Origin of the sequence: Flavobacterium sp. 1, from assembly GCF_002797935.1 — a bacterium.
GTDB lineage: Bacteria > Bacteroidota > Bacteroidia > Flavobacteriales > Flavobacteriaceae > Flavobacterium.
Genome location: NZ_PGER01000001.1, coordinates 1,163,417 through 1,189,888, shown reverse-complemented (window position 1 = coordinate 1,189,888; position 26,472 = coordinate 1,163,417). Strand labels below are relative to the sequence as shown.

Below are 26,472 nucleotides of genomic sequence, written 5' to 3'. Positions count from 1 at the left end.
GAGGCTGTCCGAAAAGGCAGTCTCTTTGTGCATAATACTTTTGTGCAATATAATAATCCTCAATATATAATTAAATCTATTTTGTATGTTTGGCAGATTGACCTGATTTAGGAATTGAAATATGGTCACGGTCTAAGTTTAAACTACAGCGCACTTTACATTATCACCTTTTGATAGAAAAACCGCTTTTTTATATCAACTTAAATTTGCATATTCGTAACAAATACCAAGTGTGATGAACGACTACTTAATTGGAATAGGGAAAAGAATAAAAGATATTCGAAAAAAAAATAAAAAAACAATCAGTACAGTTGCAAATACAGCCGAGGTGAGTAATGGTCTGATATCGAGAATTGAGAACGGAAGGACAATACCTTCACTTCCAGTTTTATTGAATATTATTAATGCCCTTGAAATTGAAGTTTCAGATTTCTTTGAAGGGATGCCAAAACCTACAGGAGAAAATTATCTAGTTTCACGTGCGCAAGACAATTATATCATTGAAAAAGAAGACGATACAAAAGGATTTACATATCAATATATCTTTGCAAAACAGCTTTCTTCGATTGGTTTTGAGGCCGTATTACTAGAGGTGCAGCCAAATTCTAAAAGAGAAAAAGTTGAAACCGATGCTTACGAATACAAATACATGCTTTCTGGAGAATGTGTATACGTAATCGGAGAAGATGAAGTACTACTAAAAGAAGGCGACTCTATTTTTTATGATGGCAGAATTCCACATGTTCCTGTAAACCGTAGCAACGTTTCCACCAAAATGTTAGTGCTGTATTTTTTTTTAAATACACAAAGAGGATAACGTACCAAAAGAATATGCTTTTATAAAAAAAAGCTCCTCCCTATCAGATAACAACAAGTAAGAATAAAAAAAATACTAAAATTTAAAAGAGTATCGCTCTTAATTCGGTTAAGTCATTCAATATAAAAGTTGGATCCGCACTTTGAATTTGCTCTCTGGTCTGTGCACCAGTCAAAACTCCTGCCGTCATTCCACATTGAGCACTTTTCCCTTCCTCAATGTCAATTGCAGAATCTCCAACTTTTAAGACTTTTTTAGCATCGGTAATACCCGTAATTTCCATCGCTTTCAGAATCATATCTCCAGCAGGTCTCCCGTTCTCAACATCATCAGAAGTTACCAAAGCATCAATGGTTTCTCCTATTGACCAGCCTAGTTTAATTAGTATTTTTTTTGCCGTAACAAAATCATAGCCCGTATTTAGAACTACTTTTATATTTTTATCTCTTAGATCCTTAAATAATGCTTCAGTGCCTTCAAACGTTTTAATGTCTAAATTAGAATAAGCGAGTTCTAATGCTGCTTTAAAATTCAAAAATACTTTATGAGCCGTTAATTCAACAATCTCTAAATTGGTACATTCTTTTAAAACATCCAAAATAGCTTGGTGTTTTTCCTTACCCGCTCCATAATTCAAAACCTCTTTTAGTGATACATTATAACCTTCATCATTAATTACTTTTTGTACTGTTTTATACACTATATTTTCTTCGTCAACAGTTGTTCCGGCCATATCAAATACAACCAGTTCTATTTCTTGCTTCATTCTTATTTATTAAAAATTTTAATACTATTTTCTTTTGAAAAACCAGCACTTCCTGTCATTCCTTTTCCTCCTATTCCTGTAATAATGTGAATATTTTCACCAATTTTATGCTCAAAAATATCTTTGGTTTTGCATTGAGAATAGGTGCCGAACCATCTATTTTGAATTTCGTAAGTGGGTAAATCTATAATTTTTTTGGCCTCTTCAATCATAAAATTATCAATATCCATATCGAGAATAAAACCTAAATCATCACTATTTTTTGCCAATGCATATTGGTGCGAATCCCCCAAAATAACAGAACCGTCTACAGCCTGTTTGAATAAAATATGCACGCCCCATTTTTTCTCTAAAGCTTCAGGATTTTCTTTTGCTTTTATTTCTTTAAAAGAAGGACATTCATAAAAAGACTCGTATCGTCTGATCGATAAACCAGTCAAAATGGAACCGTCTAATTTGTAATTTTTCTGAGGCTTGGTTTGCAGCATTTGCAATTTTGAAACCTCTAAATCGCTATTAAAAAACAATTCAGGGAATAAATTTTTAAATTCGCTTCCATTGCAGATAATCACTTTTTTAGCAAAATAACATTTCTTTGAAGCACTCTCCAAAACAACGTTTTCAGGTAAATTTTCACAATTTAAAATAGCGGTATTGGTAATTAATTCTAGTCCCAAATGCTGCACCATGTACTCCTGAAGCCTGTAAATCATCGTTCTTGGCTCAACCGTTACTTCATCGGGAAAAAACAATCCTCCTTTTACATAATCTGCACGCAAACCCGAATATTTATCTAGGCATTCTTTTGTACTCAATAAAACGGATTTATAATTATTGGATTTATTGATCAGAGAAAGTTCTTCAATAAGTTGTAATTCTTCATCATTTGAAGCTAAATATACCGAGCCGTTTTGTCGAACAGATATATCAAACTGACTCTGAATTTCTTTATATATCGCTAAACTTTCTCTTCCATATGCCTGCCATTTTGAATCCATTCCAGAAGGCACAACTTGTCCAAAATTTTGAATTGTAGCACTTTTTGGCATTTTGTCCTTTTCAATAACGGCAACTTTAAGTCCCATTTTTAAGGCATGATACGCATGAAAAGTTCCTAAAACACCTCCGCCAACAACAATTAAATCATATTGTGTTTTCATTTAAGCTAATTGAAAAGTTATATTCTGTTTCTTTTGTTTCTTCTTCTTTCTATTGAGATATAACATTGAACTTATGGTTACTATGATGCCAATAGCAGTAATTAAATAGGCTCCATTCATAAAAAAATCTAACCAGGATAAATCTGGCTGACCGAAATTTTTGTACAATAAAACTACTACGCTTCCCAAATACCCAAAAGCATCAACTATGTAAATAAAAAAACCAGCATTTCCTTTTATTTTGAATGCGGCAATAAAACGATCAAAAAAAAGACAGTTAAAAGGTATGTAGCAAATATATAATCCAAATCCTGACACTACCATCCAACCGAATGGACTACAATTTCCAGAATGAAACAAAAAAGTTGAAATACCAATAGATAGCGAACCTAATAAAAGTAGTATGTGATAAAAAAAAAGTGCTTTCATATTATCTCTAAAATAAAAAGCAGTTCCCAAAACGATTAATACAGTGACAGCTACCATTATTTCTGAGCTCGTATAGACTGATATATCATTTTTAAATCCCAAACTGTCCCATAATTCGCGAGCAAAATTATCTCTAAAATCTCTAAAAGCCGTCAGATACGTATAAAATACAACCCAGAGCGAAATAGGAAATAAAAATTGTAATAGTGCCTTTTTTCGTTCTTTTCGCGTCATTGGAATTCGCTCCGAGCGCAACGCAATATCCTCAAGAGAGGGTTTGGGAATTCTTTCAAGCAACCATGCAAAAAATAATAATGGTCCAACAAATATCAAACCCGTAACGGCAGGCATCCAAAATTCTGAAAAATGCAGGGACTCCATTACAAAAAAACCAACCGATTTTACAACTCCGCTCGAAACAATAAAACTGGTACTTAAGGATACTCCTAAAATTTCGGTAAATTTTCTTCCTTCTAAATACGAAAAAACAATTCCCCAAATCATTCCGAGCGGGACTCCATTGATAAACATAAAAAGGATATTGTATGGTCTTGGGACAATAGCAAATAACACCAATGCAAGCTCGGCTATGCCTATTAATCCCAATAAATAATACACTCTTTGTGATGCTTTTAATTCTGAAATTATTTTTATTCCGATGAATTTTGAAATTACATAACCTATTACCTGAGCAATGATAAGAAGAATTTTATAATCAATCCCGAATACTTCTATTCCCTCAAAAGTGGCAACACTAAAAGGTTTTCTGAAAGCATACATACAAAAATACACACCAAAAGAAGCCAGTGAAGCATTTGCAATAAAGGGAATAGCAGATTTTTTACGCATCATTTGAATTATTTTTTAAGTATATCCAACGGCTGGCCTTTCATCTGGTCATCTTTTATTGAAGAATCAAAAAACTGTAATACAGTCGGCGCAATTTGATTGCTGTACAATTGTTCTTTGGTCGTTACTTCTCCAAGTGTTTGAATACCGCTTCCAAATGCTACTAACCAAACCTGATCCGCACCTTTTATTTTTGAACCATGACTTCGCCAGTCATCCAATGGTTCTGTACCACGCCCATGATCCGTAGAAATAATAAAAATAGTATTGTCTTTATAAAAAGAGTCCTTTTGAGTAAATTTCCATAATTCCTGAATTAGACCGTCACTGGCATGGGCAGAATTTAAATAAGCCTGATAATTACCGTCGTGTGCGAAATCATCTGTTTCTCCGTAAGAAATATAAACTAATTCTGGATGTTCTTTTTTCATATATTCTAAAGCGTAGTTAGAAGTAAAAGCATCAAATCGAACAGAATCCCAAGGCGAAGGAACCTTAGACTGCAATTCGTTTAAGAACATTTCCCTTGGAGAAAGCTTCCCTTCTTTTGCAACTTCAAAACCAGCATTTACGGTTATTCCAGCTCGTTCTTCGTTGATAATAAAAGGAAAAACATCCCAACTGCCAAAAGCGGCAACCTTCCCTTTATATTCAGAAAGATTGTTGATCTTCTCCAAAACAGTCATATTTGGATTATTGAATTTATCATTACTTTTGATTCGAATATCATCAGCCGAACCCGTTAAGATTTCGTTATAACCCGGATAAGAAAACCACATTGAATTGGTTAGATTCACATTACTTCCTTGGTTTCTATTACCGTGAAATTGTCCCATTTTTACAACTTCATTCCAGAAAAAGGGCATTAAGGCTCCCCTTCTTTCTACAGCTGTATTTCTCCAAAATTTTTCTTTCATAGCTGTAGTATCTTCTACATATTTTTTATTTGAAATTAGCTTACTGTCTGCACCTGTAAACAATTCCTGCCAGCGAAAACCATCTAAAGTAATTACAATAATTTTTGGATTTTTCACTGCTTTTTTTTGCTGCGCTGTAGCTCCGAAAAAGGTTAAAAGACATAGCGTTATTAGTACAATTGATTTTTTCATTTTATTTGTTTTTAAATTTAAATCATTTTTATTCCTATTTTTTAAATGAAAGTTCATCCAAACTTTCTTCTACTATTTTTAATGCAGTCTGCAGTTCTTCTCTTGTAATAGTAAGTGCGGGTGATAATTGCAGCACATTGCCTGCAGAAACTTTGAAGCTTAAACCTTTTTTTAAGCAGCTATACATTACTTTTTCTGCCTCGTCTACAGCCTTTTCTTTAGTTATCCTATCTTTTACCAATTCTAAAGCCCATAAAAGCCCTTTTCCTCTCACATCTCCAATAATAGCATGCCTACTTTTGAGTTTTTGCAGTGATTTCTCCATAAAAAAAGCATCCTGATTTACTTTATCTAAAAGATTTTCATCTTCAATAAATGCTATTGTTGTTAATCCCGCCACAGATCCCAATGGGCTTTTTTCATGCGTGTAATGTCCCAAGGAGATATCTCCAAAAACATTATAATCGTCTCTGGTAATCATTGCGGCTTGAGGTATAATTCCACCTCCCAAACCTTTTCCTATGCATAAAATATCAGGTTCAATATCATAATCTTCAAAAGCAAACATTTTGCCTGTTCTTCCTAATGCAATTGGAATTTCATCTAAAATCAATAAAACGCCATATTGAGTACAAAGTCTTCGAGCTTCTTTCCAAAAGTTTTTTGACGGAATTTGAACGTCGGTATTTCTGATGGTTTCGGCAATAAAAGCTCCGATATCATTTTCTTTAGAAAAAACATATTCTAAGTATTCTAAACATTTATTTTCGTTGTTTTCAAAAATACCTCTGTACGTTACCGGTGGCGGAATGCGTTCTACGCCGGGCATTAAAGGCCCCATGTATTCTCTAAAAACGGATTCTCCGCCAACACTAACCGCATCCAGAGAAGCTCCATGAAAAGAATCCCAAAAAGAAACCACTTTGAACTTTTTAGTTACCGCTCTGGCTAGCTTGAGTGCAATTCCGATGGCAGAACTGCCATTTGGTGTTAATAAAACCCTGTTTAAATTCGAAGGACATAATGAGGTTAATTTCTCTGCAAAATCAATGGCGGGTTTATTGGTAAAACGCCTTGGAGAAAAGGACAATGTTTTTAATTGTTCAATAAGATTTTCTATCAGTTTTGGATTGGCATATCCTATTTGATGTACATTGTTTCCGTGAAAATCCAAATATGACTTCCCGCTCAAATTTGTGATATAAGGTCCTTCACAGGATTGTAAAACATCTAAACATGGAGTTGACATAGACTGATGCAAAAAATAACGTGCATCTTTTTCTAAGAGGTTCTTTGTCTGCTCATCCTTTTCAGATGCGTTCCAAAGCAGTCTCTCTGACGTTAGATTAATGTCTCCTTCTGTTTTTTTATTTGTATTGAGATTATCCATGCAATAAAATTTGATACTATCCTTATTCTTTTTGTCTTCAGATTATGGCTTAAAAACAGAAGGCGGCATAATTTGTTTTGGAATTCCCGCTGTTTCGTAATAAACATCTAACCAGCCTCCTCCTCCGCCATTAAACCACAGAACCTCCAGCGGATAAACTCCTGTTTTCAGGCTTATTTCACCAGATTTTTCTATTATGCCATGATCACCATCATTGTTGGCCACAACTTGATTATTAACCCTCAAAATACTTCCGTCATCCGATCTTGTATAAAATTTATATACTCCTTCTTTTTCAATTGTAATAGTAGTTTTAAATCTCACAGCAGTATTATCCTTAATCTTCTGATTGATTTCTTCAGAGCTTATTTCAAAACAACTTCCTTTCTCATTCGGCGACAGATTGTCTAAAAAAGGTACTCCGCTTAAATTCGACAGATAAAATATTTCATACGAAACCGGGGGTTGAAAACCGGTAGGAATTACTCTAAAAAAAGCTTCACTTACTAAACTGGCTATACTCCCATTTTTAAAAAGGGCACTTTTGACAACTGTATTTTTATCTGTTTTAAAAGGAGATTTATACAAAAGAGATTTAACCGAAGGCATTGTTCCATCAGTAGTGTATCTAATTTCGCCTTCTTTGTCTGGATTTTCGATTATCACTTCGGCCTGATTGGTAAACAAACCTCCTGCTCTTTTGCTTAAGACCGCTTTTGGCAGAATTACGGGTTCTTTAAATCTTTTTGCCATCGGATAATCGTCTTGGTCGTTATATCCTTCAAAAGCATTTTTAACGGGTCTTCCAATACAAGCCATCGGCATTTTTAAACCCAGAGCAAAAGCAACAGTTGCAGCATTATCATATTGATAAACGGGATAATCAATAGTATAATTTTTCTTAACTGATTTTCCCCAAACAATAAACGGAATTTCTACTTCCTGCAGTGATTCTCCGCCATGACCTTTACCTAAACCGCCATGATCAGCACTTACAATTACTACCGTTTCATTTGCCATTGCAGAACTTGTTATCGCCTGCATTACCTGACCCAGTAAAGCATCGGCTTTTTCTACGGCTTTATAATATTCCGGACTTCCATGACCGTATTCGTGACCGGCATGATCGACGTGATCAAAGTGTACAAATGTAAAAATAGGTTGTTTTGATTTGATATAAGCGCTGGCTTTGAGTGCTGTTTCATCTTCTGTTTCCGGATTAATATCATACGTAACAGCATTTTTTTCGAAAAGTCTTCCAAAACCAGACCAGTGGTAAATGGCTCCTATTTCTGCATTTTTTACCTGAATATGGATCAGCCTGAAAATGGTTGGAAAAAGAAAATCCTCACCTTGTACAACAGCTGGAAGAATAAAATTATTTTTCTCCCAGTCGTTTGAAGTGATTCCATGCTGTTCCGGCCCCACTCCCATAATCATCGATGCCCAATTGGTGCTCGAACTTGATGGCAATACTGATCTTGCATGCATGGTTGAAGCTCCTTCTTTTATTAATTTGTCAAAATTTGGAGTTTCTGCGTTTTCAATTCCGTTAGGACTCAATCCATCAAAACCAATGATTACAACATGCTTAATTCCGGAAAAGTCTTTTTTATTTTGAGAAAAACAAGACCATAGCGAAAATATCGCTATAATTATGATTCTATTTTTGATGTATTTCATTATGCTTTTATTTTAGAAGCCACATAACCGCATTAATGTCATCTGTTCCTCCATATTGTCTGGCTAATGCTGCGTTTACGTTCTCAGAGTTGTTTTCAAATTCTCCTTGCGGATATTTCCACCTCATCGGAATTTTTCCACTATTTTTATTGGCTGGACCAACATTAAAAGCTGGGATTCCGGTTCTTCTAAAGTTAAAATAAGATTCTCTTTCAGAATTTTGGAAAAACGCCACATACTTTTGCGTTAAGATTTGCTCTAAACCATTTGCATTGTTCCCTTTATAAACAATATTTGGACTGCCTAAGAAAGTAGAAACATCAACACTGTTAACGGCATAAAAATCCATGGAAGCTTTTATTCCTTTGGTGTAAAAAGCTGCGGCATCACCGCTAATCCATCCTCTGTTTATAGCTTCTGCAATTATAAACTGCTGTTCTGCATAACCAATTAAAACATATCCTTCTCCAACATAAGAACTATAATATCTTTTTTCGTTCGGATAAGACAATTTACCCTGATCTGATGCTACCTGCATCGGACCTTGCTCATCGCCGGTATTAGGAGCGATATAAGCACTCAGGTTTAATGGATCAGCAGCATTAAAATAAAAAGCGGTCGGATCTGCAACTTTATAAATCCTTGGATCCTTATTTGCCTTTAAGATATTCAAATAAGTGCCTCCCATGATATCTCTATTTCTGTTACGCCCAAAATTCCCTGGATTTAAAGCATAATTGTTTCCATTCTCATCAGAAAAATTACGAGTCATATTGTCTTCAATTCCGCTCATTAAAGGATATTTTGACGGATTTTCGATCATTTGTTTCAACTCATTAACAACCCCTATCTCAGCTGTTTTTTTACTAAGGCTTATTAATACTCTCAAATGAAAAACATTGATTGCTTTCTGCCATTTGTTCAAATCGCCATTGTATAAAAAATCGCCTTCAACAGCACCGGTTCCAACTTCGGCCTTTGCGGCCGTAATTTGATCGTTAGCTTCATTTAGAAGTTTTAAAATTTCAATATAAACGTCTTTCTGCGTATCGTATTTAGGCTTCGTAATTGGTTCACTGCTATTGCCTTTTAAGGCTTCTGACATTGGAATGTCTCCCATTCTTTTTGACATATAATCTAAGAAATAAGCATTAAAAAACTTCGCTAATGCGCCATACTTATTTTTTGTATCCAGTTTTGAAACTTCTTTTTCCATTGCCTTTACATTAGATAAAGTAGTATAACGCAAAGGTCCTGAACCCCAATTGTAATCCTGCTCTCCATAATAATCAAATGAAATTGCCCAGAACTGGTTGTCTCTTTGCGCGCCCGACCATGGCCCTTCGTCATCAACATTATTCATTACTCTAAGAACCTCAGTTAACAGCATTGACGGAGGAACACTTGTCGCTTTGTTTGGATCATCAGCTAAGTCTTCAAAATTAGTACACGATCCAGCAACGAAAACCATTGCAATAATCAGCATGCTCTTATATAGTTGTAGTGTTTTCATTTTTGTTCGTATTAAAATTTAAAGTTTAAGTTAATACCATAACTTTTGACAGTTGGAGTTTGAAGCGGTGAAGAGCTCTCATTTAAAAATTGATCTAAATCAATGTTTTTGTTTTTAGAAAAATAAATTAAATCTCTGCCTACTAACGAAATAGAAGCGTTCTCAATAAAAGATTGTTTTAAGAAAGAAGCTGGAAAAGCATATGTTAAGCTAATTTCTCTTAGTTTAAAGAAAGTCTTATCTATAATATTGGCTGCATAATTACCGTGATACGCTTTTGCATAATCTTGATAATACATTTTGGTCGTATTTTGTGCAAAAGTTCTGGTATCAGTAATTGTATTCCCTTGACCATCAGAAATTAACTCTCCTCCTGTAACGACAACTGCATCTGTTACATAAGATTTCACACCAATAACATCATTGGCACGTTCTGGAGTATTACTGTCTTCATGTCGTCCGCTCTGCCACATTTTTTGATTTACATAATTTTCAATTTTTCCACCGTATCTTCCATCAAAAGTAAAATTCAAGGCTAGATTTTTATAACTCACATTATTGGTAATACCCATTGACCAATCTGGAGCTTTATAACCCACTTTTGTCTGATAAGGATTGATAAGAGGTTTACCGTCGTTACCCACGATAAGTTTTCCCTCAGGGCTTCTCATGAAATCATTAATATAAAAGGCATCTACTCTTTCACCTATTTTTATTCTTCCATTATTTTCGATCCCGTCATAAACCTCTTTTAAATATTCTTTGTAAGTTGACCAGTTGATATTAAAATCCCAGTTGAAAGAATTGCTTTTTATTGGTTTTACAAATAAGGAAACTTCAATACCTTTTGTTTTTGTTGTAATTCCGTTTTGCTTACTTCCTGAATACCCAGAAGTTTCAGAGTATTTTAAATCAAAAATCTGCGGACCATTTGTATTTTCATAATACGTTACATCAAAACCAAATCTGTTTTTGAGCATTCTGGTTTCCATACCCAATTCAACAGATGAATTAAAAGCAGGTTCTAAATTTATATTCGATAAAACCTCAGAAACATAAGCCGCATTATAGGTTTTTCCGTCAATTGTAAAAGGATCTCTAAGCCTGTAAGTATCTAAATTACTGTAAATATCAAGGGAACCACCTACTTTTGCATATGAGGTTCTTACTTTTAAGAAATCAACTAAAGGAATTTTAACCACTTCGCTTAAAACCGCACTTAAACCAACTGATGGATAAAAGAAGGTATTGTTTTGTTCTGGTAGTCTTGAATCAGTATCAAACCTTCCAGTCGCGCCTAAAAACAAAAAGGATTTATAAGACAAATCCATAGAACCATACCAGCTTTGAGTCTCAAAATGACTGTTGTAGTTTGTAGGCTGCACCGGAGTTTGTGAATTGCTTAAATTGTACAATCCCGGAATTATTAAATAATTTGTAGAAGCAAAAGATTTACGGGTTTTATCAATATTGATATTGGCTCCAAGGGTTGCTTTTATCTCAAAACTCTTAATCGTTTTATTGTAATTTAACATGAAATCAGAATAATTCTTGAATCCATAATTGTATTTTTCTTTGTAATCTCCCTGCGCTTTTTCTCTATCATAAGTAGTCATCGAATACGGAAACTTTTCATTCTCGAATAAATTGGTGACTGCCATATTCGTTCTGATCAGCATATCAAAATTACTATTGAACTTGTGGTTGAGGCTTATTTGTCCCGAATAATCATTTTTGTAATACCCTCTTAACCATTCATAGGCCATGAAGTAAGGATTATTATAACGTGTATATTCAAAGTTTTTTTGCTGTAAACCTTCCTTCCCTTCCTGCCAATAGTCTCTCAAATCTCTAATATCATAATCAGCACCACCCCAAATCAGCATATTATAGATATAACTGTTAGGTCCATATTGTACATTTGGATTGTTTGGAGAAGTCTGAAAGTTAAAATTAGAACTTGCATCTACCCACGTTTTATCACTTATATTATATCTTCCACTAAGGTTAAAATTGTAAATATTTAATTTCGTATTTGGATTGATTCCTTTTTGGCTCGTATTTGAAAGCGAAAATCTGATATTCCCTTTATCGAAGTTTGATGCAAGTGCTAAATTGTTAGTGGTTAGCAGACCATTTTCCATAAAATTCTCAAAGTTGTCTTTTCCTCTTGCCAGCCAAGGAGTTGCAATTAATTTTCCATCTGCGCCAATAGGGCTGTCATATTGGGTAATTAACTGACCATCAAATCGAGGTCCCCATTGGTCATAATCGGCATCATTGATCCCAGCACCTTTACCGTCTACAAAAGAATAATTTCCATACGAACCCGGACCATAAGCATTTTGCGTTTTTGGAAGGGCATTATACCCGCCTTGAAATATTGTATTGTTATTAAACTCAACCACATAATCTTTTTTATTTTGTGTTCCCCTTTTTGTTGTAATTTGAATTGCTCCGTTACCACCAACTGAGCCATAAAGTGCCGCCGCATTTGCACCTTTCAGTACATTTATACTCTGTATATCATCAGGGCTAATATTCCAAGAGTTAGTACCCAATGGCACACCATCTACCACAATTAAAGGCTTTTTGCCTCTAAGATATAAGTTAGGGCTGGTAAAAAACTCAGGTGACGCCGTCACTACCAATCCGGAAACTTTTCCGGAAAGGGAATTCATAATATTGGCATCTCTGCCTTTGGTCAAATCACCTTGTACCTCTTGAACAGAATAGCTTAATTTTTTCTTTTCCTTTTTTATACCAAGAGCTGTTACAACAACTTCATCCAAATTATGAGAATCTGGTTTTAAAGAAATAGTAGCTGTTTTTTTGTTTTCTGGAAAAAAATTAACTGCTATGTATCCCAAAAAAGATACAATCAGCTGCTCATTACCATTTGGTAATTCAATTTCAAAAACTCCATTTAAATCTGTTATAACAACAGTAGTTGTTCCTTTAATAAGAACTGATGCTCCTGGCAATGGTTCGTTTAGTTCATCAAGAACTTTCCCTCTAAAAGTAGAAGTCTGGGCTACAATTAACGATGACACCAACATCATTAATAGAATCATTAAATTTTTAAAATTTTTCATTAGTTGATTAAATAATTACTATTAGTAAATTTTTATATTACAAAAGTGTAATAATATTTACTATTAGTTAACTTTTAAGTTTTAAGAAATCTTTAACAAGCCTTTATACTATCGTCAATTTAATGTTACCTTAAAACTTGGATATGCAAACAAAAAAGATGCTATTAGTTAAGGTGCCTATTGTAATTAATTTGATTATTAAATTCTTCACTAGTTGCATAATTCAAAAACCTGATTTTTTATATTAGTAGACTACCGATTATGAAAGAAACTCTGTGACAGAGAAATTCAGCCTCATGAGATCGGTCAGCCACAGTTAATTCCCTAAAGTATGTTTTTATAAGACTATTTATAGTCCAGCTCAATATAAACAGGTAAGTGATCTGATGGATATTTTAAATCTTTTGAATCACTTAAAACAGCAAATTTTTTCACTTTTAATTTTCTTTCACCGGATATAAAAATATAATCCAGTAAAAGGGTTACTGGTTCATTGTGCTTAAAACCATTAAATGTGCCAGAAGGTCCAAAAGCTTTTGCCTCTGAAAGATTATGAGTGTCTTTCATCTCCTGTTTCAAAATTGCAATTACTTCAGATGCCGGCTCAGAATTAAGATCTCCCATAAAAACAACCGGATATTTTTTTTCGTTTAATTCTTTTATTTTAGAAAGAATAAGCTTTATCCCATTTGTTTTCGCCTGAACTCCAATATGATCTAAGTGAGTATTAAAGACCCAAAAAATCTGCTTAGTTTTCAATTCTTTAAACAAAACATAGGTACACACTCTTGCATAAGCGGCATCCCAGCCTTTGGAAATTTTATTGGGCGTTTCCGACAGCCAAAAAGTATTGCTTAATAGCATTTTAAAACGCTCTTGTTTATAAAAAATATTCGATGATTCCCCTTTTTCCACACCATCTCTTCCTATACCTGCAAAATCATATTGAGAAAGAGTTGCAGCGATATCATTCACCTGATTTGGTAATGCTTCCTGAATCCCAAATATATCTGGATCATAAAACTGAATCTGAGCAGTAAAAAAATCCTTGCGGTGTGTCCAATCATTCTCCCCGTCACTTGCTAAATCTAAACGAATATTGTAAGTCATTATCTTTATGTTCTGACCATTAATCTGGAATGCCCAAATGAATAATACCAGTAATTTTATTTTTTTCATTTTCTTGATTTTATTGTTACTTTATTTGATTTTCAATATTTTAAAAATCACTTTTTTATAAATTTAATTAATCTCGATAGGCACTTCCAAAAAACTGCTTATCAAAAAATCCTCTTAATATTTAAAAAAAACGCTACTCCAAATAAATAGAGCAGCGTCAAAAAAAAACTAACTAACAACTAATTGATTAAAACATACTTACAGCTAATTGGCTAAAAGCCACATCATTTTATTAATTTCGTCATAACCGCCATACTGCCTGTTCAAAGCTTCAGTCAAATTTTGACTATTATAATTCAACTCCGAAGATGGATATAAATATCTTACTGGCAAATTATTAGGGTTCTTAACATTTAGATTGGTAACTGGATCAATTTCAAAGTCAGGATACTTGGTTCTTCTATATTCAAAATAAGCAGTTTCAGCATCAACCAAAAAATTAAGCAGGTAACGCTGTAACCATATTTGTTTGAGTTGACTATCTTGATCAGAAGCAAATGCTGCTATCCCTGTAAAATAAGAATCAATATCACTTTGTACAATTGGATTCCCGTGTGCAAAAGAAGCATCTGTACTCATAACATTTGTCAGAGCCGCTCTAACTCCATTTTCGTAATACTGCTGTGCACTGCCAGTACTTATCCATCCTTTAATACGTGCTTCTGCCAAAATAAGTTCTTGCTCCGCATAAGTGAGCATTCTTCTTGGCTCACTATTCTGTTTTGTCTGATACCTTAAATTTATTTTAGAATAATTCCCTTTGCTATAATTGGCATTCATTAGCCCATAATCTAATGATGTTTTTACGCCTACGTATGCTTCCATATCATTAGAGGCATATCCAGCAATTAATTGAGAAGCAGACGGTTCGCCAAAATAAAACAGACGCTTGTCTTTAAGGTCTTTAAGATTCTCAACAACCGTTTTGCTCAAAAGAGTTCTTCCTGTAAACATATCGTTTGTACTATATAATGGATGTGAATTTACACTGCTGTACTCAAGACCAAAATAATCAGAAGCTTTTTCCAATAAAACATTGCTATTAACAATAGCTGCAAACCTTTGTTTTATTTTTAAATCAACATCATTTTCTTTGGCACTTAAACTCATTAAAACCTTAATTTCAAATGCATTACAGGCTCTTTTCCATTTAGTTGGATCTCCTTGAAAAACAGTTGGATCTCCTTGAAAAGAGGCTCCTCCAGAAAAATTGGCATTTGCTAATTCTAATTCATTAAGAATGCCAATAAATACATCTTTTTGCAGATCGTACTTAGGTTTATAATTGCCCTGACTCCCTTGGTCAGCCTGACTGTATGGAATATCACCCATTTTCATGGTAAGCAGGTAAAAAGTATATGCCCGTATAAAATGAGCTACCCCTTTATAAGAATTTTCAGCAGGATCACCTTTTGCAAATTCTAGCATCTTATCAATATCCGGCAAAATTGTCATCTTATTGAAGCTTGAATTTGTTATAAAATTATATTGGGTTCCTAATTGCCCTTCATTTGCATAACCAACATATTTTGGCAAGGCATTTTCAGAAATATATTCCTTCGAATCAGCACCTTGATATTTAGCAGTGCTCAGAATAATGTTTGTGCATAACAAAGAAGCGCTTACTTGAGTTGGAGTATTGGGGTTTGTATTAATTTCATCAAAATTACTACAACCTGCCAATAAAAGCATCCCTGCCATAGCGGTGATAATTTTTTTCATATCTATAGTTTTAAATTATGTTGCTTTTTAATCAATTTAAAATTCAAGTTTAACATTACAACCTACAAATCGTTGAGATGGATCGCTAAAATTATCAGAACCTCCGTCAGGGTCTGAATATTTGAAATCTTTGGCCCAAAGAAATAAATTTTGCCCTATAGCAGATATAGAAGCACTCTTAGCTCTTATAAAATGGCATGCTCTCTGCGGAACTACATAAGTCAAAGAAAGCTCTCTTAATTTCAGGAAGGTCGTACTGTAAGTATCGTATGGAGAAGGAGTCCCGCCCCAAGCATTCCCTTTATGAACTCTTTTAACATAGTTTTCATAAGTTACATATACATCGTTGGCAGCATACTGGCGCGTATCACTGGTTATCTCACCGTAAGAATTATAAATAACATTACCCGAAACTACTTTTACTCCATCACCCAAATAATTACTAGTACCTGTAGTAGCGTCCTTATATCGAATATCGTTTACCGAATCAGGATGATTCCCAGATTGCCACATATACATTTCGGTAGTTGTTTGCGCTAAACCGCCTACTCTGCCGTCCATAGAGATATTTAATGTAAAATCTTTATATCGAAGCGATGATGTTAAACCCCATATCCAGTCTGGATCAGCATATCCATGTACCGATTCATATGCTGAGTATACCGGCAGTCCGTTTTCATAAATCATATTACCATTTCCATCTTTCAGGAACTCATTCAAAACAAATGCATCAGCTCTCTCACCTACTTTTACCCAAGGTTTGTCAGCAGAAAACTGACTATCAAGTTTTGTATAATAGCGGGCATATTTAGACCAATTGGCCGTTAGATCCCATTGCCAATCAGTAGTTTTCACAGGTGTGACACTTAGTGTAAGCTCTAAGCCTCTTCGGGTAATTTCTTCATTTATGTTAGTATAATTAGAACTAAAACCAGATGCACTGCTCACACTTGTTGCTTTCAAAAAGTCAAACATTCTTTTGGAGTAAAAGGTAAAATCTAAGGAAGCTCGTTTTTTGAATAAATTTGCCACTGTTCCTACCTCCCAAGTACTTGAAGACTCTGGTGCTACTTCATTTCCTCTTACCGTATCTGGATATGAGGCAGAATTAGAACTACCCCAAGCACTTGTTGTTATGTTGTATACTGAATTGGAATCATAAACACCCGCTGGTGTCTTTGATGATGTCCAAGAACCGCGAAATTTCCAAAGAGACAACCAATCGTATTTTGGCAAAATTTCAGAAACCAAAAAACTGCTGGATATAGATGGATATAAGTATGAACGAGTAGATTTTGGTAAAGTTGAACTCCAGTCGTTTCTTAAAGTACCTTCAAGAAACAGCATACTTTTCCATGATCCTGCAAGCCTTCCATACAAGCTATTAACTTGTCTCTTATATATTGTCGAATTTACGACTGCACTAGTAACTGATGATTTTAATGAATAAAAACCTGGTATAGTGAGCCCTCCCTGAGTTCTGGCTTCAATACCTTGATCTTCGGTATAATAAATAGTTCCGCCAAAGAGGCTTTCAATATCAAAATCCTTAATTTTTTTATTCCCTGTCAAAATAAAATCAGTGTTTGAGCTATAACCACTTCCCATACCTTCATTGTAAGAACCTTTTAGCGATTCGCCCCAAATTTCAGTGCCGTTTAAAATAACGGTAGAATTACCCGCTCCTTGAAGTGACCCTTTGGATATACGTATAACCTGTTTATTATTATACGTATCAAAACCCGTTCTTAAAACAGCATTCAATCCTGGTGCCAACTCATAAGTTCCCGAAACAAAACCATTGAAAACCTGACGATCAATACTATGCAGTCTTTCATATCTGTCGAAATAAGGATTGTTATTTGTACCTGTATAACTATTATTTTGTGTTTCATTCTTTACAAGCCAATAATCTTTGTAATCTCTTAAATCATAATCTGGAGAAGACCAAATTAGTATGCTATACATTGGGTCGTAGCCTTTGTAACCATTAAATCCAATATTCGGAGAAGTCTGCTTGTTTATGGATACTGATGATGATAATTTGAACTTATCCAAATCTATATCACCACCCAAGGTATAAGTATATTTATCATATTGAGAATTAGGATACTGTCCTTTATTGGCTACCCAAGTAGCAGAAGATCGTATACTGCCATGTTCGCCTTGTTGCGTTATGCTGAAATTATTATTAAGAATATAGCCTTGTTCTAAGAAATTCTTAAAATTATCCTTTCCAGTCGCCAGATAAGGCATCAGCTTATTTGCTTTACTAATGGGATCCCACTGGATGACATTCTGACCTTCCATCGGTACACCCCAGGAACCAGTTCCTTTATAAATATTGGTAACTGCATCTATCTGCCTTCCAAAAACAGTTTGCGTTTTAGGAATAGCTAAGTAACCAGCAGTGAACATTGTACTGCTATTTACAGAAACTGCTAGCCCCTTCTTATCCCTGCCTTTTTTTGTCGTTACTACAATTGCGCCGCTTGCTCCTCTATAACCGTATAGAGCCGATGCGGTTGCCCCCTTAAGCACATTCAAACTTTCTATATCATCAGCAGGAATATCTCTAAGTGTCATATTTCCATACGGCACGCCGTCTATAACCAGTAGTGCATTTTCTCCACGCAGCTCTACTGTTGGAGCTTCGGCAAATTCAGTGCTGTTTTTTACTAATAAACCCGCAACTCTTCCTGTTAAAGAGGTCGCAACGTCAATCCCTTTAACCGTCTGAACAGAAGAACCCTGCACTTTTTGCATAGCATAACCAAGTGCTTTTTCTTCTCGTTTAATACCTAATGCAGTTATTACCAATTCCTTTAGCATTTCTGCCTCTTCGGTAAGAACTACATTAATTTTATTTTCCTGTCCAATAGTTTGTTTAATCGTTTTAAATCCTATACAAGAAAAAACGAGAATTTGTCCTTCCTCTGCCTCAATAGTATAACTGCCATCAAAATCAGTTTGAACTCCAGATGATGTTCCTTCAATAAGAATTGTAGCTCCGGGAATTGGCTTGCCTGAATTATCTGTAACCTTACCTGAAATTTTTATCTGTTTTGCTAAAACAGATATTATTTTATCTCTAGTGGAAGTGTTTGTCTTAAAAGTAATTAAACCGTCATTTATTTGATAAACAACTTTAAACTTAATAGCAGCCTCTTTAAGCAATACTGCTAATGTGTGTGTCCCAGAACTTACAGGAGTCAGCGTTTTTAGTTTTGCTACTTCATCTGTATAAAGAAGAGAATAATCAGTTTGATTTTCAATAGCCTTAAATAATGTCTTAAGTTCATAAACATTTTTTGAAACTAATACTGGGGTAGATTCTGTACTTTGCGATTTAATTGTTGCCGCAAATGTCAGTTGTGTCAATAAAGCAACCAGTAAAAAGAATAAAACCTTCTTTTTACTGCTATTTTTTTTTGTTACAAGATACATAATTTTGAATATATTTGTTTTATGTTAATTATTTTGCAATTAATACAACCCGATAATTGGTGGCCACCATGTTCGGGTTTTTTATTCTTATGCTGTTAAGTAGTCTTTCATCTTTTCATAGGCATCAGTTTTTACAGGGTTTAAGTCTTATATTTATAGTGTCCTTTTTAGTTTTGGTATAATCCATATCATTAATGAAACGAATAGCGCTTAAGATTTTTTCTATATTATCACCCGAGAAATTCCCACTAATAGTATTACACTGATAAAGAGGTGAATCTAATTTTAAAACAACATTATACTTTCTTTGAAGTGTTAGTAATACTTGATCTATATTAGCATGATCAAAAAAGACTCTGCCGTCTTTCCATGCCAAATAATCTGAAGATTCTATCGTATTGCATCTAACTAAAGAACCGGTCTTATCATCATAAATCACCCTTTGATTTTTAGTGATAATCTCTGAATTAGAAGAATGTTGATCTGTAACTTGAACCTTTCCCGAAACTACTGTTACCGAAGGAATCCCTTTTTCGTAATTTGTTACGATAAATCGGGTTCCTAAAACCTGAGTTTTAAAATGATTGGAAGAAATAATAAAGGGATGTTTTTCTTTATGTACTACCTCAAAGTAAGCTTCTCCTTTCAAGCTAATTGCTCTCGAATCTTCTCCAAAGTGTTCAGGATAGACAATACTGCTTCCTGAATTTAAGTAAACGACTGACGAATCGGGCAGTATCAAATTCTTTTGTTCTCCAAATTTGGCTGCAACAGTAATATAGTGGTTTGTATTAAAAATAGAATTGAAAGTAAACCACAAAGTTCCCAAAAGAATAACAGCTGCAGCGGATGCCGCAATTCTGTAAAAATTGGTCTTCTTTTTTCGCCCTAATCTTTCTTCAATTTTTAATCGGATACGCTGTCCCAGAGCATCAGTATCAATATTGGATTCCTTAATACCATGATCTTGCATTTTGGTAAAATAAGTATTTACCGCTCTTGCTTCCTTTTCAGACGATTTGCCTTCGCTGTATCTTTTGAAAAGATGCTTGTATTGTTTACCCATGTGCACTATATTAAATAAGTTCTTTATTAGTATAGTACACGAAAAGGAGCCAGCACCTATAAAATATAATAAGGATTACAATTTGTTAACATTCTTAACAAAAAGCAACAAAAGAAATACAATTAAGAACACACAATAAGTATCCCCAATAATTTAATGTAGTAATTATTTCCTGCCTTCAACAATTTAAGAGCTTTATTTATCTGATTTTCAACAGTGCTAATCGATAAACTCTTTTGTTCCGCAATTTCTTTAATGGTCATATTATCATAAAATCTAAGCGTAAAAATATCAAGACATTTTTTCGGTAAAATCTCACAAGCCTTTTGTTTCACTTCCTCCATTAAAAATTCTTTCGAAAATTCAATGGTTTGTTCATCTTCTATTAACTGTAGTGCCTCTTCAAAAATCTCTAGCTCAAAAGCCGTTAATTTTTTAGACTTAAGCTTTTTTGCACACTGATTTCTAACAGCCTGAAATAAATAAGCAGTAAAATTTTGTATATCAGTTTCATTCATACGCAACCAAAAATCAATAAATATCTCTTGAATAATATCTTCAGCCGATTGTTTGTCTCTCAGAATATTAAAAGCAAAAACATACAACGCTTTCCAATTTTGTTCATAAACCTTATTGAAAACAAGTTTTTTATTTATGAAAGTATTATGTGTCATATTCAAAAGATAAATTTAAAATTACTGCAAAGCTATAGGTCGCTTTGCAAATCTCTCATGTATGAATATGATATTTTGATTAAATTTGTGCCTCAGAAAACGAGATACAAAAAATTTTTTTTGTCATATTATTTTAAAGTGATTTTCTGTTCATTGCCATCATAACTTATATTTTGTCCATCAGCGTCATAGTTAAATGCCTTAGGTTTGTCTTTACTTACCGTTACAATTGTGAACGTGCGATTTTTTAGCATTCCGTCAAACTGGCCTTTACGTTCACCAATAGTCAGTGTATTGCTTGTATTATTATAAGTAAAGCTAATGTTTGCATATTTACCACTTTCGTAATTATAATTGCTGTCTTCATCCTCATATAGTGTGAAGCTGCCATCTTTTCCTTTATAGACATATAATACGATTTTATCTGCTTTTTTCTCACCAGTATACTGTATTTCAGGTCCTACGGGAATTATAGATCCTTCTTTTATAAATAACGGAATACGTTCATAAGGAGCATCAACGCTTACCTGCTTACCTCCTGTTATGTAATTTCCTGTATAAAAATCATACCAATTAGAACCCGCTGGAAAGTATACATTGCGTTCACGTGCCTCATAGCTGTAAACCGGACAAACCATAAAGGCCGGACCAAACATAAACTGATCACTTATATTTTCTACTTTTTTATCAGCCGGAAAATCCATAAATAACGGACGCATAATTGTATAATCATTAAAATACGTCATGCCGGCCATTGTATAAATGTAAGGCATAAGTCTGTACCTTAAATTGGTATAGTATACAATGGATGCATAGGCAGGATGTCCTTCAGGCGCAATATTCCACGGTTCACGATATGGGAACTGTCCGTGAGCCCTGTATAATGGAGCGAAGGCACCAAATTGGAACCAACGTGTATTTAGCTCTCTCCATTCTTTATAATCTTTATTTTCCTGTCCGTTTTTGTCATATTGCTGCTGTCCTTTCACGTATCTGTCTTCTACGCAGAAACCTCCAATATCCATTGTCCAGTAAGGAATACCGCTTACTGCAAAATTTAGCCCTGCAGAAATTTGTGCTTTCATATCTTCCCAACGGGTAGCAATATCTCCACTCCATGTAGCGGTAGAGTAACGCTGTAAACCTGCAAAACCCGAACGTGTTAATAAAAACACTCTCTTATTTGGAGCAACGCTGCGCTGCCCGTCATAAATAGCCTCTGCATTCATTAGGGCATACGTATTAAAATATTCTGTAGATGTCCCTAATGCTGTTGGTCCACACAGTGCTTTGCGATAAGCCATATCAGTACAGTCAAGTACATTCGGTTCGCTGGCATCCATCCACCAGGCATCGATTCCTAACGGATATAAATTATCGTATATCTGTTTCCAAAATAGTTTACGTGCCCCGCCGGAATAAGCATCATAGAATGAACCCACATAACCGGGGCCTACCCAGTCGCGAACGCTGTCTTTAATTGCCTGCTGGTATATCCAGCCTTTCTTGTCAAATTCTTTAAAATGTTCGGTAGTTTTATAAAATTTAGGCCAAACTGAGATCATCATTTTTCCATTCATGGCATGTATAGAATCTACCATTCCCTTAGGATCCGGAAAACGTTTTTTATCAAACTCATGGCTTCCCCATTCATTTTCTTCCCAGTAATTCCAGTCTAACACAATATTATCAATCGGAATTTTACGTTTTCTGAATTCTTTTAAGTTAGCCAGAATTTCATCCTGCGTTTTATAACGTTCACGGCTTTGCCAATATCCCATAGCCCACTTAGGCATAATCTGAGATTTTCCTGTAAGTGTACGGTAGCCTTTGATAACCTCATCTGCATTACTGCCATAAACAAAATAATAGTCGAGCTTTTTGCTCATTTCGCTCCACCAAACCTGGTTGTCTTTCTCGTCAGCCTGTTGTGGTGTTAAAGCGCGCAGACCACAATAAGATGTTCCTCCGTTCGGCTGCCATTCAATGCGCAGCGGTACACGTTTTCCTTCTTGCAGCTGCATAGAGAATTTATAGCTGTTAGGATTCCATGCTGTCCTCCAGCGTTCCGGTACTACCAGCTTATTGTCTAAATATACTTTTACGTATCCTGCATAATAAAGAGTAAACTTAAAATCACCACTTTCAGACGCTTCAATTTCTCCTTCGTAGGTCACATTTGCGTTCTTCAAAGGGAAATTTTTGGGAAGGTTTTTTATGCTTTTAATATCTTCAAAGAAAATAGATTCTTCGCTGCGTACCAAAGTTTCCACACCATTATCTTTAGAGGTGTAAGTACCCGTTAGAGAACCCTGATTTCCTTTTTTATCATAAAGTTTAAAAACGCTATTCAATTGTTTATAAGGGCGGCTGTCGCCAAAACGGCTTAAAGAGTAGCTGTCCCAAAGTAAACCGTAATTTTTGTTTGACACAATAAAAGGCACTGATACTTTAGTATTGTACTGAAATAATTCTTCGCTTTTACCTTTATAATTAAATTCATCGGCTTGGTGCTGGCCTAAGCCATGAAAAGCTTCATCTGCCGGAGAATTAAATATTTGTCTAACAGAAAACCCTTTGGTACCTTCTACTTCAATGGGTGTAAAAGTTTTTCCCCCGCCCTTTTTTTCTGCTAATATTAGTTTCCCGTCTTTATCCTTAAAAATAACTCCTCCATCTAATTTCGATACCATTACTTTTAAACGCGATGTTACCAGCATAATAGAATCTTTATGGCTGTTATCTACCGTAAAAGGAGTATTTTTAATTCCGGGTACAATAATAAGAGTAGAATCTTTTGGAAATTCTTTATCCGGGGTGGCAGTAACATGAATAAGTTCGTCATGCATCACCTGTAAGCGCACTTTGCGTGTATCTGTTTTATTTGTTTGCTTAATATTTACAACAACACCACTATCTATCAGTTGGTATTGTTTAGCAGAACAGCTGGCCAATAACAATCCTGCAAGCAGGATATGTAATTTTTTTTGTATCATTTAATAACAGATTTTAATAAAAATAATGAGTTGTCAAATATTTCTAAAGATAGGATTTAATTATATTTTTTCATAAAAACCTGAACTCGATTATTATTTTTTTGGAGCAGAAAGATTAGGTGTTTTCAGCAAGTATTGTCCCGCTATCCGCTTCAATCTTGTGAGCCGAACCCCGACCCACAAGGATTTCTACTTCTATCGGGGCTAGAGGGAAACATTTTGCTTTTTTGCCATCATTCAAAAAAAAATAATCTCAGATTTAACTATAACCAACAGCTTCAACCGCTGGAGATAATAATAATCGGGTTCAGGTTAATAGTATGATTTAGCAATAGCAGTTCATTTTTAAAATAACTTGAATGGTTTTCAACATTATTATTCACTCCAAACCAGCACACCGGCAGGTTTAAGCGTTTTCTCTCCAATAAGCACTTTGGCCGTTGCAGGTACAGTCATTGTATAATCATTTGACGTATAATTTACTGCCGTATAAAATCCATCGCGCCAGTAAACGTATATTCCTTCTGGATAATCCTCAGTGGTAGCTCCGGCTTTAGCATAGATCTCACGCAAAATGTCTTTTTCAAGTTTTGAATCATCAGTGTCAACACCAATATAAGTAACAGAACCTTTTCCAACCTTTCGTTTTACCACTGCTGCCTTGCCTTTATAGAACTGGTTATCATAAGCAGCAAGCACTTCGGTATTTTTATCGGCATCGAGCAAATCGGCCCAGTTATTCCAACCGTAGTGGGACGATTTCATCAAAATATCTCCTTTGGCGTAACCCGAAAGCATATCGGTGGCTTTTACATGAGCACCGATAAGATCGGATATTGGAGCAGCCCATTCCCCTTCCCAGAAATGCCCGTCTCGATCTTTGGTTGCCGTGCGGCAGGTAATGATTAAATTACCTCCGTTTGCTGCATAGTCGCTCCATTTTTTTACCAAAGTTGCATCGGCCAATTCATAAGCTGGAACAATAAGGAACTTATATTTAGAAAAATCTGCAGTTTCTGGAATTACATCAGTAGGAGCGCCTAAGGATTTTGCCATTTCGAGAAATTTGACCGGATAATTCCACGCATCCCATTGGAATGTCTGTTTTTGTCTGTCGATAGTCCAGTAATTTTCGAGATTCCAAAGAATGGCCGTTGAACGTAAAGCCAATTTTTCAGGCATTTTTGCATTCGGTTTGTATTGTTTCCTGAGATCTTTTATTTCCTTCATGAACTGAATATAATCTTCCCCTCCCGGCGATGGAGTCACGCCATCTGTCTTAATAACGCTGGCATGATATTGCTCAGAGCTGTACAAAACCTGACGAAAACGGTAGGAGCACGCTATTTTTCCACCTGCAGCAAAACTATGATACAGCCACATACGCACTGTACCAGGCATGAGCAGCGGATTGTAGCTGCCCCAATTAACCGGACCTGGTTGCATTTCCATCACACCCGAAACACCTCCAACGGATTTATAATACTCGGACGCAAAAAGAACGGCTTTACTATCGCCCAAACGAAAGCCTATTTCGCCAATATTATTACTGCCACCATTGGGATACGCCGTGTAGCTGGCAAAATCCATTTTCTTTGTCCGTCTGGGATCGGCTCCGGTGCAAATGGCTGTATAATTTGTGGTAATGTATTGCGCCTTCGAAATCGAATTCCGTAAAGCATCAGCTTGAAAATCGAGAAATTCAGCCTGCATATCGGCAAGGTAACGTTTAAAATCAAGCAGTGCGTGTGGATTATTACCCCACCAGCCCACCAAGTTGGTGTTGGGGATAATTACCTGATCAAAACTATTGAACCATTGACTCCAAAAAGCAGTTCCCCAAGCGGCGTTCAAAGTATCGACGGTTTTGTATTTGTTTTTTAACCATTGACGGAAAGCTTCCTGCGAAGAAGGACTGTAATCAGAAATTGAGGGAGGCTCGTTATCGAGCTGCCATCCGACCACATTTTTATTCTGCCCGTAACGCTTTGCCATTTCGGTCACAATTCTTTCAACAAACGCACGGTATTTTGGATTGGTTATCGAGCCTAATCCGCGTGTCCCGTTCTCGGCGCGGATGTAGTGGTTTTCCATGATGAAAGTTTCGGGATAATTCACCCGCATCCATGTGGGAGTAGTTGCCGAAGGGGTACACATCAGTACTTTCAGATTGTTTTTTACACAAATGTCAACCACTTTATCCAACCATCTAAAATCAAATTTACCTTCTTCGGGTTCCATTTTATACCAAGCAAACTCCGCTAGGTGGACAAACTCAAATCCCATAGCAGCAATTTTCTTGATATCACGTTCCCACTGGTCTTCTTTCCATTGTTCGGGATAATAATAGATCCCCGTTGTTACCAGATCTTTGTCTGGAAAATACGATTTGGCATTTTGGGATTTCACGGTCATTCCGGAAATCATCAGTAGTAATAGCCAAAATTTAATACTTTTTTTCATTTTTTTGAATCGGTTAATTTTCTTGGAGAAAATATTTTTGTAAGGTTTTTTTTGTAATTATAAACAGATATTTTCAATCTAACAAATACAGCAGAAGATTACCGCAAACTAATT

At 35.2% G+C, this 26,472-nt stretch carries 16 protein-coding genes; 1 reads left to right on the top strand and 15 read right to left on the bottom strand.

Annotated elements, in window-relative coordinates; all coding sequences use genetic code 11:
* The first annotated feature begins 235 nt into the window (after positions 1–235).
* Positions 236–817, top strand: a complete 582-nt coding sequence (locus CLU83_RS04815) for an XRE family transcriptional regulator (protein ID WP_100430561.1) — start codon at positions 236–238, stop codon at positions 815–817.
* An 82-nt stretch (positions 818–899) separates the two neighbouring features.
* Here CLU83_RS04815 and CLU83_RS04810 read toward each other — a convergent pair whose 3' ends face one another.
* The 15 genes from CLU83_RS04810 to CLU83_RS04740 all read right to left on the bottom strand — a co-directional run bounded on the left by CLU83_RS04810 (position 900) and on the right by CLU83_RS04740 (position 26,358).
* Positions 900–1,583: a phosphonatase-like hydrolase gene (locus CLU83_RS04810; RefSeq protein ID WP_100430560.1), complete on the bottom strand. Its 684-nt coding sequence runs from the start codon at positions 1,581–1,583 to the stop codon at positions 900–902.
* A 2-nt stretch (positions 1,584–1,585) separates the two neighbouring features.
* Positions 1,586–2,743, bottom strand: a complete 1,158-nt coding sequence (locus tag CLU83_RS04805; protein WP_100430559.1) for a TIGR03364 family FAD-dependent oxidoreductase — start codon at positions 2,741–2,743, stop codon at positions 1,586–1,588.
* On the bottom strand, positions 2,744–4,024 hold the full coding sequence (locus CLU83_RS04800; RefSeq protein WP_198512252.1) for a DUF5690 family protein: 1,281 nt from the start codon (positions 4,022–4,024) through the stop codon (positions 2,744–2,746).
* Between the two features lie 5 nt (positions 4,025–4,029).
* Positions 4,030–5,130: an alkaline phosphatase family protein gene (locus CLU83_RS04795; protein ID WP_100433619.1), complete on the bottom strand. Its 1,101-nt coding sequence runs from the start codon at positions 5,128–5,130 to the stop codon at positions 4,030–4,032.
* A gap of 34 nt (positions 5,131–5,164) precedes the next feature.
* Complete coding sequence (locus CLU83_RS04790) at positions 5,165–6,520, bottom strand: aspartate aminotransferase family protein (RefSeq protein WP_100430558.1); 1,356 nt, start codon at positions 6,518–6,520, stop codon at positions 5,165–5,167.
* Between the two features lie 42 nt (positions 6,521–6,562).
* Positions 6,563–8,203, bottom strand: a complete 1,641-nt coding sequence (locus CLU83_RS04785; RefSeq protein WP_100430557.1) for an alkaline phosphatase family protein — start codon at positions 8,201–8,203, stop codon at positions 6,563–6,565.
* 7 nt (positions 8,204–8,210) lie between these two features.
* A complete protein-coding gene (locus CLU83_RS04780; RefSeq protein WP_100430556.1) occupies positions 8,211–9,716 on the bottom strand; it encodes a SusD/RagB family nutrient-binding outer membrane lipoprotein in 1,506 nt (501 codons plus the stop codon).
* 11 nt (positions 9,717–9,727) lie between these two features.
* A complete protein-coding gene (locus CLU83_RS04775) occupies positions 9,728–12,811 on the bottom strand; it encodes a SusC/RagA family TonB-linked outer membrane protein (protein ID WP_100430555.1) in 3,084 nt (1,027 codons plus the stop codon).
* Between the two features lie 345 nt (positions 12,812–13,156).
* The gene (locus tag CLU83_RS04770) at positions 13,157–13,990 is read right to left on the bottom strand and encodes an endonuclease/exonuclease/phosphatase family protein (RefSeq protein ID WP_100430554.1); all 834 of its coding nucleotides are present in this window, start codon (positions 13,988–13,990) and stop codon (positions 13,157–13,159) included.
* A gap of 204 nt (positions 13,991–14,194) precedes the next feature.
* Entirely contained in the window at positions 14,195–15,712 is a 1,518-nt protein-coding gene (locus CLU83_RS04765) for a SusD/RagB family nutrient-binding outer membrane lipoprotein (protein WP_100430553.1), read from the bottom strand.
* A gap of 36 nt (positions 15,713–15,748) precedes the next feature.
* The gene (locus tag CLU83_RS04760; RefSeq protein ID WP_100430552.1) at positions 15,749–19,159 is read right to left on the bottom strand and encodes a SusC/RagA family TonB-linked outer membrane protein; all 3,411 of its coding nucleotides are present in this window, start codon (positions 19,157–19,159) and stop codon (positions 15,749–15,751) included.
* A 124-nt stretch (positions 19,160–19,283) separates the two neighbouring features.
* Positions 19,284–20,225: a FecR family protein gene (locus CLU83_RS04755; RefSeq protein ID WP_100430551.1), complete on the bottom strand. Its 942-nt coding sequence runs from the start codon at positions 20,223–20,225 to the stop codon at positions 19,284–19,286.
* A gap of 122 nt (positions 20,226–20,347) precedes the next feature.
* Positions 20,348–20,899 carry an RNA polymerase sigma factor gene (locus tag CLU83_RS04750; protein ID WP_100430550.1) on the bottom strand — a complete coding sequence of 184 codons (552 nt, stop codon included), beginning with the start codon at positions 20,897–20,899 and terminating at the stop codon, positions 20,348–20,350.
* Positions 20,900–21,027: 128 nt separating this feature from the next.
* Positions 21,028–23,895, bottom strand: coding sequence for a TIM-barrel domain-containing protein (locus CLU83_RS04745; protein ID WP_100430549.1), 2,868 nt, complete (start codon positions 23,893–23,895; stop codon positions 21,028–21,030).
* A 375-nt stretch (positions 23,896–24,270) separates the two neighbouring features.
* A complete protein-coding gene (locus CLU83_RS04740) occupies positions 24,271–26,358 on the bottom strand; it encodes a beta-galactosidase (RefSeq protein ID WP_100430548.1) in 2,088 nt (695 codons plus the stop codon).
* Positions 26,359–26,472: the final 114 nt, after the last annotated feature.